Genomic DNA, 14,062 nt, shown 5'->3' with positions numbered 1-14,062 from the left:
TGTCTCACGATATTAATTAGATAGCGCTTTTTTCCTGCCTTACCCCTGCTTTCCCCCCTTAAAGTCTGCCTGCCGCAGGTCGATACCTCCCGTGACGTGACCGCGATCGCATTTTCACAGAACGGGAAAACATGAAACTCAATACACTCACTATTGGACAACGCCTGGGGCTTTTGGCGTCGCTTCTGCTGCTTGCGACGCTCTTTATCGGCCTGCGTGGCCTGGTGATTAACAGCGACAGCCGGGCGCAAAACGAACAGATTATGGCGATGGAACAAACCATCACCGACAGCATCGATACCGCGAGAAACGCTCAGGTTCAATTCAAAATTCAGGTTCAGGAGTGGAAAAACACGCTCATTCGTGGCGCTCAGGGACAGGAGGCGTTTGATAAGTATAAAAATGCGTTTATCACCGAGAGTAAAAACACCCAGACGCTGTTGTCGCATCTGAGTGAACTTCTGCCAAAAATTGGCATGGATAACCAGCAGGTGCTGGCAACACGCGAAATCCACGCCGGGCTTGAGCAAAAATACCTGGCTGCACTGGCCTCCTATCAAACAGGGGATGCCACCAGCACACAGCGTGTCGACAAGCTTGTCACGGGGATTGACCGGGAACCCACCAAAATGATTGATGAGGTGGTGGCCCGCACACTGCAACATGCACAAACGCTCCACCAGCAGACGATCGCTCAGAATCAGGCGAAGTATCAGGAAACAAAATGGATGCTGATGCTTGCCATGTTACTGACGCTGGCTGCGGGGATGCTCGTGACCTGGTGGCTGATTCGCAGTATTACCCGTCCACTGGCTCAGGCTGTCAGCATCGCGCGTACCGTTGCCGCAGGCGATCTGCAATCTCGCTTTACCGTTGTGGGCCGTGATGAGACCGCTGAGCTGATGCGCGCGCTACAGGAGATGAACGAAAACCTCACCCGCATCGTATCCGGTGTGCGCAGCGGCACAGAAACCATCGCCACGGCGTCTGCGCAAATTGCCAGCGGGAGCCATGAGCTGTCATCACGAAATGAGGCACAAGCCAGCGCGCTGGAGCAAACTGCCGCATCGATGGAACAGCTGACCTCCGTGGTGAAAAGCAACGCTGAAAACTCACGAACGGCCAGTGACCTGGCCCGCAACGCGCGTCAGTTCGCGCGTCAGGGTGAAGAAGCGGTTGAGCGTGCGGTGCAGACCATGAGCGAAATCCACACCTTCTCCAGCGAAATCAATACGATTATCAGTATGATCGACAGCATCGCGTTCCAGACCAATATTCTGGCGCTTAACGCTGCCGTCGAAGCCGCACGCGCGGGAACCGAGGGACGTGGTTTCGCCGTCGTTGCCGCTGAAGTTCGCGCCCTCGCACAGCGTTCTTCCGCTGCTGCCAAAGATATTCGCGTGTTGATTGATCGTTCGGTGAGCCGTATTGATGACGGTAACGGCCAGGTGAAACAGGCAGGCGCAGCGATGGCGGATATCCTGCACAGCGTGAGCAAGGTCAGTGAATTGATCGAGGCGATTTCACATGCCAGCCATGAGCAAAGCACCGGAATCGATCAGGTGAATGTTGCGGTAACGCATATGGACACGGCGACACAGCAGAATGCCACATTGTCCCAGGAGTCATCAGCGGCGGCACAGGCGATGCATCGTCAGGCCGAGCAGCTTCTGGATACGGTGCAACTCTTTAAGCTGCGACAGGAAACGGTCTAAAAAACAACGCCACCTTACGGTGGCGTTGTTTTTTTTCAGTACTGGTCTCTGTCTAACCAGTTACCGCTTTCAATCCGCGTTAGCCCTTCGACCGGACGTTGGTACACGTACATCCATGCACTCCCGTATGGCGTCTGGATCAACTGGCGAGCGTATTCACCGCCCCTGGTGCGCAAGGCATCAAGTTCGGCAAGCGTGGCATTATCAATACGATAAACTTCACCCTGTACTGTTCCATTTCCCGGAACGGCGCCTGGATAGTGGCCCAGACTGTACAACTGGTAGTTCTCGATATTGTAATTTCCCAGCAACTGGGCGTTCGTCATCCAGTGACTGTTGCCCTGCTTGGTGCGTAAACTGCCGTAAACAAATATTCGCATTGCTAAAACTCAAACTGATAGAGCACATCCAGTGCCTGGTCTACGCCAGACACTGCTTCCAGATATAGCTTAGGCATCAGGCGATAGCGTAGCGTGAGAGTTGCCAGTGAGTCAAAGATCCCCACACCATATTTTACCTGCAGACCTGGCAGCACATAGCCGCTGACCACCACTTGCGAAGAGTCACCCACGCCCTGGGTATCCAGCGCCAGATTGCTTACACCAAACGTCTCGCCGATTTTACCCACAACCTGACCACTTTGTGCAACCCCCAGGCCGACTAACATCGATGTCATCGCTGCGCTGTCACTTTGACCACTTTCCAGACCTTGCCCACGCAGGAGGTAAGAGAGCGCTTCCTGCTGAGACATCGCCGGGTCGGAGAAGATTTCGGCTTTCGGTTCATCAGCGGTCCCGGTCACACGCACACCGGCAATCACCTCGTTTTCAGTCGAATCAGGGTTACGGATCGCTTCGATATTCAACAGTGGTTGATCCGGTGGGCCGGAGAACAACAGCTCACCTTTACGCACAATCAGATCCTGACCATACGCGTGGAAACGTCCTTCAGGGATATTGATTTGCCCGTTCAGACCTAATCCCTGTTTATCCTGCGCAACTTTCAGATCGCCCGTCAGTCTCGCCTTCAGCCCAAAAGCATCGAGACGCACGTTATTTCCCACGTGCACAATAAGATTACTATTGATCGGGATGCCCGCGCTCTTCTGTTCGATCGGTTTCAGATTATCACTGAGCATAACTTCATCGCTGGAGACACCCACCGCGCTTTCCGGGACGTCATGTACCACAATGCGCGCCCACGGCACGTCCACGCGGCCATCCAGAGTGAAGAGGCTCGGCGTAGCTTCAAAGACCACATCCGGCGACACATCCAGGCGGACCATTGGTGGCACAGTAATACGCACTTTACTGCCCTTCGCCGCGATACGTGCGCGCCAGTTATCAAGCTGGCTCCAGTCGGCGTCACCACTCAGGTTGATTTGTCCTTGCTGAGTACGTACCACCCCGGCAAGCGTCGAGCTCATACCATTAAAGTTCATCGCAATCTGACTTGGCTGCATATCAAACGGCATGAAGTTGCCGTCAATATCCACACCATTCAGCTGCATTTGCCCAAACAGTTGCGGGCTTTGCGCATTTCCTGCCAGACGCAGATTGGCATTGAGCATCCCTGCGGCTTTTTCTCCACGAGAGAAAATGGCATTCGCCATCGCCAGGTTAACGTTGCGGATATTGACGTTGCCGCCCAGATTACGTCGTCCTTGCGGATCGGTAATCTGCACTTTTCCGTCGAGCTGACCGTTGTTGGTCAGCTTAATCAACCAGCCAAGCTCGGCGCGGTTGTTATGTAGATCTGCGCTCAGGTTCAGCGTATCAAATGCTACCGGCAGCGGCGCATCGTTAACGACCTGCGTCACCTTCACGTTACGCCCGGAAAGGGTCACACTTCCCTGGGGTAGCCCCTCTTTGGTGATATCCCATGCCACATCCGCTTTACCGCTAAAGATGCCGCTGGCTTGCGTGGTCTCCGGCATAAAGGGTTTCAGCATGGCGAGGTCAAAGCGGTTGAGTGTGATCTGCGCGCGGCCTTCCGCACCGGCATCAATTGTCTGCGGAACACACAGCTCCGCATTTGGGTTCACCCAGCAATGCGGTCCAATACTGATTTTCTGTTCCGCATTACGGTAATCCAGCGCGACAGAACGGGAGAGCGCCAGCGGCCCCACAGGGGTGTTGAAGCGGGTGTTATCCAACTGCCCTCTCCAGCGTTCCTCTTTGCGGTCAAAACTGCCGGTCAAATGCAGTTGCCCGGACACTGGTTCCCCCTGCACGCGCAACTGGAGCTCGTGCTGTTTCTCATTGCCTTTGGCATCCAGTGTCACCAGGCCAATATTGACATCAGGTTGCGAAATGCGCTCCACGCGCAAATTCAGATTCCCGCCGATTTGATCGGCAGATTTTACGTCCCCCTGGACGCGAACGCGGGCAATAGACAGTTCCTGCCAGCGCAGGCTGTTCGCCGTAATATCCGCCAGCAGTTGCGGGGCATCCACCGTACCGCGAACGTTCACCAGCCCTTTCGCTGTCCCCCCCAAACCTGGCAGGGCATTATCAAGATTCGGTGCATCAATGGTGGCATCAAGATTAAGATCTTTTACGCCCAGCTCACCTTTGATATCGGCAGTATTACGCCCCAGAGCAACATGCAGCCCTGGGATGATCCATTGCAGATAGCTGTTGCCTTTGACCGAACCTTCAACGTTGACTTTATTCTGCTTCACGTTGCCGGTGATTTTTATCTCCGGCACATCCATCTGCCAGCTACCGCCGTACAAACTGCCGCGTGTTTTAATCAGGCCATCAAGTTTTGACGGCCAGTCCGGCACTTCTTTTGCGGTGTTGATGCCGCTCAGTTTTAACTCACCGCGCCAGCTGATGGCCTGCTGCCAGTCGAGCAGCGCAGTCAGTTCCGTTTTTCCTTCCAGCGCCGCCACCGTCAGTTTATCGAGATTGACCTGTTTTTCGTTACCTTTTGCATCCAGCGTAATAGTGGCAGGCGGCACACCCTGCCCTTTGACCGCGGTGCGGAAGGACAGCGTGTAATCGGTCATTTTGCCGCTCAGCTTCAACTTCAGGTCATCCGCCTGGAACTGCTTTTCGCCGGTAAATGGCCAGTACAACTGCTGGCTAACCACATCAACATTGATCGGCAATCCGGCTTCGGCCAGTTGAGTCTGCGCACGCAGGACCATATCCACCGGACCGGAAAGATTGATGCCCACATCCAGCTTGTCGCGCAGCGCACCGCCGACTTTCACTTTCACCTTTTCGCCCTTCAACGGGTCGATATTCAGTGCGCTGTTGAGGGTGATATCCACCGGCCAGTTATCACGCAGTAACGCAGTACCGGTGGCGTTAACAGAGCCCTGATTAGTATCAATATCCAGCGCATCAAGCTTCATGTTGCCGTCGATACTGCTGACTTTAAGCAGCATGTTGTAGACCGTCAGATCGGTGTCACCCGTCAGTCGCAACTGCTCGCCTTTAAATGCCTCAATATTGAGGTTCAGCGGCAGGTGAACGTCGGTCATCTCAGGCAATACGGGCTTCGAGAAGAGCTCGCTCAGCGTCTCGCCCAGCGGTTTTTCTTCCGGCTGTGGATTCTGGATCTTAGGTTCGACGATCTCTTCCTGCGCCACTTTCGCCACTTTCGGCAGTGCAATCAGCAGTCCCTGCAGGGAGGTGGGCGTCAGGGTGAGGTTTTTCTCCTGCCAGCGCAGGCCTGACGTGAAATCCATCACCGAAACGGTCGTGTCGTCGATTTTGATGTTGACGTTATTCAGCGCCACCCGGTAAAGCGCAATCGGATATGGGGTGGAGAGATTCAGCGGGCCACTATCTTCCTCCGCTACGGGCGCTGATGCCGGCATTTTTTTCGAATCTATCGCCACATTGACATCTTTTAGCGACAAGTCGTTTACGCACAGACTGCTGTCACGCAAGCAACTCAGCTTCACTGCCAGATGAAACTCACCTGCGTTAACGGCCACGCCAGGCTGTTCGTAACGAATGTTCTTCAGACGCAAGTCGCGCCAGCCGCCTGTAACCTGACCAATGTCAAGCCCAGGAACCCAGCGGTTCGCCGCATTAAACAGCAGATGCAGACCTGTCGTGGTCCCGACCAGAAAGGCCACCGTACCGAGCAGCAGCACGATAAAAATCAGTACCCCGAGGCTTATCTTCTTCCATAAACTCATAATTCAGGCCCCAGACCGATGTAAAACTGTAAACCGTGTTCGTCTTTGTCACCTACCGGAACGGCGAAGTCGAGCTTGATAGGCCCGACAGGGGACTGCCAGCGCACCCCCACACCCGCGCCGGTTTTAATATCGCTTTTACGGATATCATTCACCGCCTCGCCGCTATCAACAAACATCGCACCCCACCATTTTCCGGTGACGTTGTACTGATACTCCAGAGAGCCGGTCGCCAGCTTGGATGCTCCCGTCAACTTGCCTTTATCATTTTCCGGCGAGATCGATTTGTACTTATAACCACGAATGCTGCGATCGCCCCCGGCAAAGAAACGCAAGTCTGGAGGAACGCGTTCAAAATCACCGGTTTCAATCCAGCCAAGGTTGCCGCGCATCACAAAGCGATGTCTATCATAAAGAGTACGGATCCAGACGTTCTGTGCCTGGACCACGGAGAAATCAACGTCTGAGCCCCAGGCCGTGTTGGAGTAATCGATCGAATAACGTTGTGAATCCCCCCAGACGGGCATTAACCCACCGCGCGAGCGAGTGCGGCTGATCATGACGCCAGGGTAGAGCAGCATGGTGGTGTTAGTGACGTTTGCCTGCGTAAAGTGGTCAAGACTCCAGCGCAGGTTAATGGCGCGCTGCCATCCGCTGGAGAGATCCCAGTACCGTGACACGGCAAGCGTGGTGGAGTCCTGCTCGGTATCGTTCAAATCGGTGCGTTTAAAGCCGCCCTGTAGCAGGTAATACTGCTCAAGCGGGTTTTTGAGCAGTGGCATTTTATAGCTGAAATCCAGTTGCTGCTCAGGCGCAGAGATACTGGCGCTGGTCGTCAGGCTATGGCCGTAGGCGTTCATCCACGGTTTTTTCCAGGTGGCTTTCACCCGTGGGCCAACGTCCGTCGAATATCCCAGGCCGGTTTCAATGGTGTTCTCGGTGCGTGGCGAAACGACGCCATGCAGCGGCAACACCTTTGTTTTGCGGGCATCATCAAATTCGGGAGCAACGACCACTGAGTTAAACCATCCGGTCGCCGACAGGCGACGGTTTAATTCGGCCAAATCTTTGGACTGGTAGTAATCCCCCTTTTTAAACGGGATCAGGTTTTGCAGATACTCATCGCGGATTTGCGAGCCTTCAAACGTCACATCGCCAAAGCGGTATCGTTCACCGCTGTCATAGTCGATGTCCCAGAAGGCCTGATGCCTGTCCAGCGAAACACCCAACTGGCTTTTATTGAATTGGCTGTCGAAATAGCCCTTGCGCAACGCAACGGTGGTGAGCTCTTTTTTGAAATGATCGTAGTCGCCGTGATCCAGCACCGTACCAATTTTTGGCCGTGTGCTGAGCAGATCCAGATAATCCCGATCGGTGCGCGCACCGCCGCGCAGCACGACATCCGTGCCGCCAATCAATACGGGTTCACCTGGTGAGACACGTGCAACCAGAACCTGCCGTCCCTTTTTCGGCGGCGGACGGAGGTCAAAATCGATGGTGGGCTCGTAGTAGCCCAGCGCTTTCAACCCTTCACGGATTGCGTCATCCACACGCGCACGAAAACGCCGGTCCGGCGTCACCTCGTCACTTTGAATCGTTGACAACTGTGCACGCACGTTTTTTTCCAGCGCCCCGGTTAACCCCTCAACCTGCAAACGGACATTCGCCGCGCTGGCGACTCCGCTTGTCAGCAATAAACTGACCAAACATAACTGGCGGATCTTTGGCACGTTTTCTCCTGAATATCCTTGTTTCCACCCCTGGAAGCAAATGAAGTACCGCTCCGCGGCTCAATACGGCTTAATAGCCCAAAACCCAATCGGTGGGTTGAAAAAGGGTTTAACACCCAAATATTTCTTATGATTAAATCTAGACTCATTCAGCGCATTTATTGTGTTCAATTAAACGCTTCGTGACAACCTTAACCGAAACATCGCAGCCCGGGAGGCCCTACCGTGAGTTTATTCGACAAAAAGCATCTTATCTCTCAATCAGATGCATTACCGGGACGGAACACCCCAATGCCAGTCGCAACATTACACGCCGTTAACGATCATTCGATGACGCATGTCCCGGAGGGGATGGAGATTGCCCTCTTCGCCATGGGCTGTTTCTGGGGCGTTGAACGCCTGTTCTGGCAACTGCCTGGTGTTTACAGCACCGCAGCAGGCTACACCGGGGGCTACACGCCAAATCCAACCTACCGTGAAGTGTGTTCAGGCGAAACGGGTCATGCCGAAGCTGTACGTGTGGTCTACGCCCCGTCCGTCATGAGCTATGAGCAACTGCTGCAGGTGTTCTGGGAAAACCATGACCCGGCGCAGGGTATGCGTCAGGGCAACGACCACGGAACCCAGTATCGTTCAGCCATCTACCCGCTCACACCAGAGCAAGATAGCGCCGCCCATGCCAGCCTGGAACGCTTCCAGAATGCGATGCGCGATGCAGGTGACTCGCGTCAGGTCACTACGGAGATTGTCACCGCTACCCCGTTTTACTACGCAGAGGATGACCACCAGCAGTATCTGCATAAAAACCCATATGGCTACTGCGGCATTGGTGGCATAGGCGTATGCCTTCCCCCTCAACTCGCCTGATTATCACTCAGGCCAGGTCAATACGGACATGACCTGGCCTCAAATTTCGACCGATTTCCCGCTAAAATGTGACCTCTGGCAGATTTACATACTCTTACGCTATACTACCCGCTGAAATAATCAGCTCAACGCTACGAGCTGACGTTCTATGTGTTTTCACACAAATGTAATTAACTTCCCTTCCGAGGATCTGGCGTTAGGCCGGATAAACTATGTTAAACAGTATTTTAGTAATACTTTGCCTCATTGCCGTCAGTGCATTTTTCTCGATATCTGAGATCTCACTGGCCGCGTCCCGTAAAATTAAACTGAAGCTGCTTGCCGATGAAGGCAACATCAATGCATCCCGCATTCTGAAAATGCAGGAAAACCCAGGTATGTTCTTTACCGTGGTGCAAATTGGCCTGAACGCGGTCGCTATTTTGGGCGGTATCGTGGGTGATGCAGCATTTTCCCCGGCGTTTCATAGCCTCTTTATTCAATACATGTCCGCAGAACTGGCCGAGCAGTTGAGCTTTATTCTCTCCTTCTCACTGGTCACTGGCCTGTTTATTTTGTTCGCCGACCTGACCCCGAAACGCATCGGTATGATTGCGCCAGAAGCTGTTGCTTTGCGTATCATCAACCCGATGCGCTTCTGCCTGTTTGTGTTCCGCCCGCTGGTATGGTTCTTCAACGGACTGGCTAACGTGATATTCCGCATCTTTAAACTGCCGATGGTACGTAAAGATGACATCACCTCTGATGATATCTATGCCGTGGTGGAAGCTGGCGCACTGGCTGGCGTATTGCGTAAGCAAGAACATGAACTGATTGAGAACGTGTTTGAACTGGAATCCCGCACTGTGCCGTCATCCATGACCGGTCGCGAAAATATCATCTGGTTCGATCTGCACGAAGACGAACAGAGCCTGAAGAGCAAAGTGGCGGAACATCCGCACTCCAAGTTCCTGGTCTGCAATGAAGATATTGACCACATCATTGGCTACGTTGACTCTAAAGACCTGCTGAACCGCGTTCTGGCAAACCAAAGTCTGGCGCTGAACAGCGGAGTACAGATCCGCAATACACTGATTGTGCCGGACACTCTGACGCTCTCTGAAGCGCTGGAAAGTTTCAAAACCGCCGGTGAAGACTTTGCGGTTATCATGAACGAATACGCACTTGTTGTGGGTATTATTACCCTGAACGACGTGATGACCACGCTAATGGGTGACCTGGTAGGCCAGGGCCTGGAAGAACAAATTGTGCAGCGTGATGAGAACTCATGGCTTATCGATGGCGGGACACCGATTGAAGACGTGATGCGTGTGCTGGATATCGATGAATTCCCGCAGTCGGGTAACTACGAGACCATTGGCGGCTTTATGATGTTTATGCTGCGGAAAATCCCGAAACGTACCGACTCAGTGAAGTTCTCCGGCTACAAGTTTGAGGTGGTAGATATTGATAACTACCGTATAGATCAGCTGCTGGTGACGCGAATCGATAATAAACCGACGGTGCTGGTTCCGAAACTGCCAGATGCGGAAGAAAACGCGGCGGCGTAAGCCCTTATAAACATCAACGGCTCCCAATGGGAGCCGTTTTTTTATACTGCTTTAATTACTGCATAGCACGTTGGTTAAGCCATCTCAGTTTGCAGACGCAGAACCTGACGGTTGACTTCGGACATCACAGACAAATGCTGTTTGTCCTTCACTTTCGGGATAAGAATCTTACCTTTATCAAATTCGAAAGCGCCAACATCCTTGATATACAACCGTCCACGGAACAGGATCTTCACGTACTTCGCCACCTGAAGCGGGTTGTAGCGTTGGAAAATTTTCATTCTTGTATCTCCTGCGAATCATACGCTCTTGCGGTGCCACAATCGGCCCGACTGTCCTGAGCGCAAATTTTAGTGCTCAATGACTATAGACCAGAAAACCATTGATACCCAGTATGCATAAGTTTATTTACCTTTTGATTACAGTTATTCAGAATTTTCTTTGCACACCATTACTGAAGGCAGTATAAGCCGTCGTTTTTTCGTGGTTATGTGCGTTCACCCGCAAACTGGCATCGGGATTGCGGGAAAAGCCCATAGATCGCACTTATGCTTAAAGCCGTAAGACCAAGTGGTCGGATCACCTGCTAAAAATAAGGAAACACCATGACCCTACGTAACATCCTGACCGCAGCTTGCCTGCTGCTGCCCCTGATGGCTTGTGCACACAACTTTGAAAAAGGACAACGCGTGCCACCAGTCGGTATTGCTGACCGGGGAGAATTGATTCTCGACAATGATAAGTTTAGCTATAAACCCTGGAATAGCGCGCAGCTCACGGGCAAAGTGAGAGTTGTACAACATATTGCAGGGCGTACATCTGCAAAAGAGAAAAACGCCACCCTGGTTGAGGCGATCAAAGCAGCGCAGTTCCCTCACGATCGCTACCAGACCACCACCATTGTTAATACCGACGATGCAATCCCAGGCTCAGGCATGTTTGTTCGCAGCAGTCTTGAGAGTAATAAAAAGCTCTATCCGTGGTCGCAATTCATCGTCGACAGCGATGGTATCGCCCGCAAGACCTGGCAACTGGATGAAGAGAGTTCTGCAATCATCGTGCTGGATAAAGATGGCCGCGTGCAGTGGGCCAAAGATGGGGCATTAACTCAGGAAGAGGTACAGCAGGTTGTTGCCCTGCTGCACACGTTGCTGGCTCAGTAGATCGATACCCGGAAGCCGGGGTTTAAGAATGACTCGCGCGGGGTATAGTCCAGCGGCTTGCCCTGCCAGTCATGAACGTGCGCCCCGGCAGCGGCTGCGACCGCATGGCCTGCCGCCGTATCCCAGACGTTGGTAGGCCCAAAGCGTGGATAGAGCTGTGCGTGGCCTTCCGCGACCAGACAAAACTTAAGCGATGAGCCAATCGACGTGGTCTGGTGCTCACCCAGTTGTTGCAGGTATTCCTGCAATTCATTATCGCTGTGCGAACGACTGATCACCACCAGCGGCGGACGCGCATCGCGTACCTGAATCTGCTTACGCACACCACACTCTTCTTTCCAGGCTTTACCTTCGGCTGCACTGTACATCACGTTCATCACCGGCGCGTATACCACGCCCAGCACCGCTTTTCCCTTCTCAATCAGCGCGATATTCACCGTGAACTCGCCGTTACGCTTGATGAACTCTTTGGTCCCATCCAGCGGGTCCACCAGCCAGTAACGCTGCCAGTGCTGACGCTCTTCCCAGCCCTGAGGCGCTTCTTCCGACAGAACCGGAATATCGGGCGTCAGGGCCTGTAACCCCTTGAGAATAACCGCATGTGCCGCGATATCCGCCGCCGTAACAGGAGAGTTATCAGACTTGCTGACAACCTCCATCGGTTTCGATCCATCATACACTTGCATGATGGCCTCACCCGCATCCCGTGCGAGCTGACAAATCTTATCTAACATTTTCCACCTCTTCGTTAACGCAGTGGCTGTAACTATTTGTTTTATTTATATCGTAATCACTATCTGTGAGGCAATTCTGGTTTCATGGCGATTTTTTCTGGCAGCATTCACATTTCTGTAAGCAACAAAATATACATACATATTCTTTTGTGGCTTGGATCGAAAAAAGGACTCCTCTGATGATTAAGTTTAGCGCAACGCTCCTGGCGACGCTGGTTGCTGCAAGTGTACAAGCGGCGACAGTGGATCTTCGCATTCTGGAAACCACTGACCTGCATAGCAACATGATGGACTTCGATTACTACAAAGATAACCCAACAGAGAAATTCGGGCTGGTACGCACGGCAAGTTTGATTAACGCTGCTCGGGGTGAAGTGAAGAACAGCGTACTGGTGGATAACGGCGATTTAATTCAGGGTAGCCCGCTCGGTGACTACATGGCCGCGAAAGGGTTGCAAAAAGGTGAAATTCACCCGGTTTACAAGGCGATGAACACCCTGGATTATACCGTCGGCAACCTGGGAAACCACGAGTTTAACTACGGTCTGAACTATCTTCATAAGGCCCTGGCCGGGGCGGAATTTCCCTACGTTAACGCCAATATCATCGATGTTAAGACCCAAAAACCGCTCTTTACCCCATATTTAATTAAAGAGACTGACGTTCTCGATCAGGATGGTAAAAAACAGACGCTGAAAATCGGTTATATCGGTTTTGTGCCACCGCAGATCATGACGTGGGATAAAGCAAATCTCACCGGAAAAGTCACTGTTAACGACATCACCGAAACCGCACGCAAATATGTGCCAGAGATGCGCGAAAAAGGGGCGGACCTGGTCGTCGTCGTGGCGCACTCAGGTCTTTCAGCCGACCCATATCAAGCGATGGCAGAAAACTCCGTTTACTATCTGAGTGAAGTCCCCGGCGTTGATGCCATCCTGTTTGGCCACGCCCACGCGGTATTTCCGGGAAAAGACTTTGCCAGCATCAAAGGCGCGGATATCGACAAGGGGACGCTGAATGGCGTGCCATCAGTGATGCCGGGCATGTGGGGCGATCATCTTGGCGTGGTCGATCTGGTGCTCAATAACGATAGCGGTCAATGGCAGGTCACCCAGTCCAAAGCGGAAGCCCGTCCGATTTACGATGCGGTCGCTAAAAAGCCGCTGGCTGCCGAAGATAAAAAGCTGGTCGATGTGCTGAAGCACGACCATGACGCAACACGCGAGTTCGTCAGTAAACCTATCGGCAAATCCTCCGACAATATGTACAGCTTCCTGGCGCTGGTTCAGGACGATCCAACGGTTCAGGTTGTCAACCTGGCGCAAAAAGCCTACGCCGAACACTTTATCCAGGGCGATCCTGACCTGGCGAAACTGCCTGTGTTATCTGCTGCCGCACCGTTTAAGGTTGGCGGGCGCAAGAATGATCCATCCAGCTATACCGAGGTCGAAAAGGGCCAACTTACGTTCCGCAACGCTGCCGATCTCTATCTGTACCCGAACACCCTGGTGGTCGTAAAAGCAACGGGTAAAGAGGTCAAGGAGTGGCTGGAGTGTTCTGCCGGGCAGTTTAATCAGATCGATCCGAACAGCAGTAAACCGCAATCGCTGATCAACTGGGAGGGATTCCGTACCTATAATTTCGACGTCATCGACGGCGTGGATTATCAAATTGATGTTACCCAGCCTGCCAAATACGACGGCGAATGCCAGGCCATCAATCCGCAAGCTGAGCGTATCAAAGGCCTGAGCTTCAACGGAAAACCGGTTGATCCAGATGCAACGTTCCTGGTCGTCACCAATAACTACCGGGCCTACGGCGGCAAGTTTGCCGGAACCGGCGACAGCCATATTGCGTTTGCTTCACCGGATGAAAACCGTGCGGTTCTGGCGGCGTGGATCAGCGCCCGGACGAAAAAGGACGGAGAAATTCATCCTGCCGTGGATAAGAACTGGCGTCTGGCGCCGATCCAGAGTGAGACGACGCTGGATATCCGTTTCGAAACGTCACCGTCCGATAAGGCAGCAGCCTTTATCAAAGACAAGGCGCAGTACCCGATGCACAAAGTCGGTACAGATGATATTGGCTTTGCGATCTATCAGCTCGATCTGAGCAAGTAGCACACGGTGTGCCGGGGAGTC

At 53.0% G+C, this 14,062-nt stretch carries 10 protein-coding genes; 5 read left to right on the top strand and 5 right to left on the bottom strand.

Translation table 11 applies throughout. The annotated features are described in order from the left end of the window. Nucleotides 1-131: 131 nt before the first annotated feature. Complete coding sequence (locus tag HV346_RS02270; protein WP_181622002.1) at nt 132-1,715, top strand: methyl-accepting chemotaxis protein; 1,584 nt, start codon at nt 132-134, stop codon at nt 1,713-1,715. A 35-nt stretch (nt 1,716-1,750) separates the two neighbouring features. Here HV346_RS02270 and HV346_RS02265 read toward each other — a convergent pair whose 3' ends face one another. From HV346_RS02265 to tamA, 3 genes are read right to left on the bottom strand one after another with little or no spacing between them, the layout of a single operon-like run. Next, complete coding sequence (locus HV346_RS02265) at nt 1,751-2,095, bottom strand: gamma-glutamylcyclotransferase (protein ID WP_014068657.1); 345 nt, start codon at nt 2,093-2,095, stop codon at nt 1,751-1,753. Between the two features lie 2 nt (nt 2,096-2,097). Continuing rightward, entirely contained in the window at nt 2,098-5,874 is a 3,777-nt protein-coding gene (gene tamB, locus HV346_RS02260) for an autotransporter assembly complex protein TamB (protein WP_181622001.1), read from the bottom strand. Next, nucleotides 5,871-7,604 carry an autotransporter assembly complex protein TamA gene (tamA, locus tag HV346_RS02255; RefSeq protein WP_181622000.1) on the bottom strand — a complete coding sequence of 578 codons (1,734 nt, stop codon included), beginning with the start codon at nt 7,602-7,604 and terminating at the stop codon, nt 5,871-5,873. The genes tamB and tamA overlap by 4 nt, the downstream gene beginning before the upstream one ends. Before the next feature lie 225 nt (nt 7,605-7,829). On the opposite strand from tamA, the gene msrA reads away from it, so the two are divergent. Together msrA and HV346_RS02245 are read left to right on the top strand one after the other, a co-directional pair. After that, complete coding sequence (msrA, locus tag HV346_RS02250; protein ID WP_181621999.1) at nt 7,830-8,471, top strand: peptide-methionine (S)-S-oxide reductase MsrA; 642 nt, start codon at nt 7,830-7,832, stop codon at nt 8,469-8,471. A 212-nt stretch (nt 8,472-8,683) separates the two neighbouring features. Beyond that, entirely contained in the window at nt 8,684-10,021 is a 1,338-nt protein-coding gene (locus HV346_RS02245; protein WP_181621998.1) for a hemolysin family protein, read from the top strand. A 74-nt stretch (nt 10,022-10,095) separates the two neighbouring features. On the opposite strand, the gene HV346_RS02240 is transcribed toward HV346_RS02245, so the two are convergent. Continuing rightward, nucleotides 10,096-10,302 (bottom strand): DUF1107 domain-containing protein, encoded by a 207-nt coding sequence (locus HV346_RS02240; RefSeq protein WP_004857160.1) that lies wholly within the window; start codon nt 10,300-10,302, stop codon nt 10,096-10,098. A 324-nt stretch (nt 10,303-10,626) separates the two neighbouring features. On the opposite strand from HV346_RS02240, the gene HV346_RS02235 reads away from it, so the two are divergent. After that, on the top strand, nt 10,627-11,184 hold the full coding sequence (locus HV346_RS02235; RefSeq protein WP_181621997.1) for a YtfJ family protein: 558 nt from the start codon (nt 10,627-10,629) through the stop codon (nt 11,182-11,184). Here the strand turns inward: HV346_RS02235 and cysQ are convergent. Then, a complete protein-coding gene (cysQ, locus tag HV346_RS02230; RefSeq protein ID WP_181621996.1) occupies nt 11,178-11,918 on the bottom strand; it encodes a 3'(2'),5'-bisphosphate nucleotidase CysQ in 741 nt (246 codons plus the stop codon). The genes HV346_RS02235 and cysQ overlap by 7 nt on opposite strands. A gap of 179 nt (nt 11,919-12,097) precedes the next feature. On the opposite strand from cysQ, the gene HV346_RS02225 reads away from it, so the two are divergent. After that, a complete protein-coding gene (locus HV346_RS02225) occupies nt 12,098-14,041 on the top strand; it encodes a bifunctional 2',3'-cyclic-nucleotide 2'-phosphodiesterase/3'-nucleotidase (protein ID WP_181621995.1) in 1,944 nt (647 codons plus the stop codon). The last annotated feature ends 21 nt before the right edge of the window (nt 14,042-14,062 follow it).

Source organism: Enterobacter sp. RHBSTW-00994 (assembly GCF_013782625.1).
Classification (GTDB): domain Bacteria; phylum Pseudomonadota; class Gammaproteobacteria; order Enterobacterales; family Enterobacteriaceae; genus Enterobacter.
The sequence above is the reverse complement of the archived record's forward strand: the minus strand, read 5'-3'. Positions and strand labels throughout refer to the sequence as shown.

Coding starts and splice junctions, on each gene's coding strand:
- HV346_RS02270 (WP_181622002.1), top strand. CDS start 132: ATGAAACTCAATACACTCACTATTGGACAACGCCTGGGGCTTTTGGCG.
- HV346_RS02265 (WP_014068657.1), bottom strand. CDS start 2,095: ATGCGAATATTTGTTTACGGCAGTTTACGCACCAAGCAGGGCAACAGT.
- tamB (WP_181622001.1), bottom strand. CDS start 5,874: ATGAGTTTATGGAAGAAGATAAGCCTCGGGGTACTGATTTTTATCGTG.
- HV346_RS02245 (WP_181621998.1), top strand. CDS start 8,684: ATGTTAAACAGTATTTTAGTAATACTTTGCCTCATTGCCGTCAGTGCA.
- HV346_RS02240 (WP_004857160.1), bottom strand. CDS start 10,302: ATGAAAATTTTCCAACGCTACAACCCGCTTCAGGTGGCGAAGTACGTG.
- HV346_RS02235 (WP_181621997.1), top strand. CDS start 10,627: ATGACCCTACGTAACATCCTGACCGCAGCTTGCCTGCTGCTGCCCCTG.
- cysQ (WP_181621996.1), bottom strand. CDS start 11,918: ATGTTAGATAAGATTTGTCAGCTCGCACGGGATGCGGGTGAGGCCATC.
- HV346_RS02225 (WP_181621995.1), top strand. CDS start 12,098: ATGATTAAGTTTAGCGCAACGCTCCTGGCGACGCTGGTTGCTGCAAGT.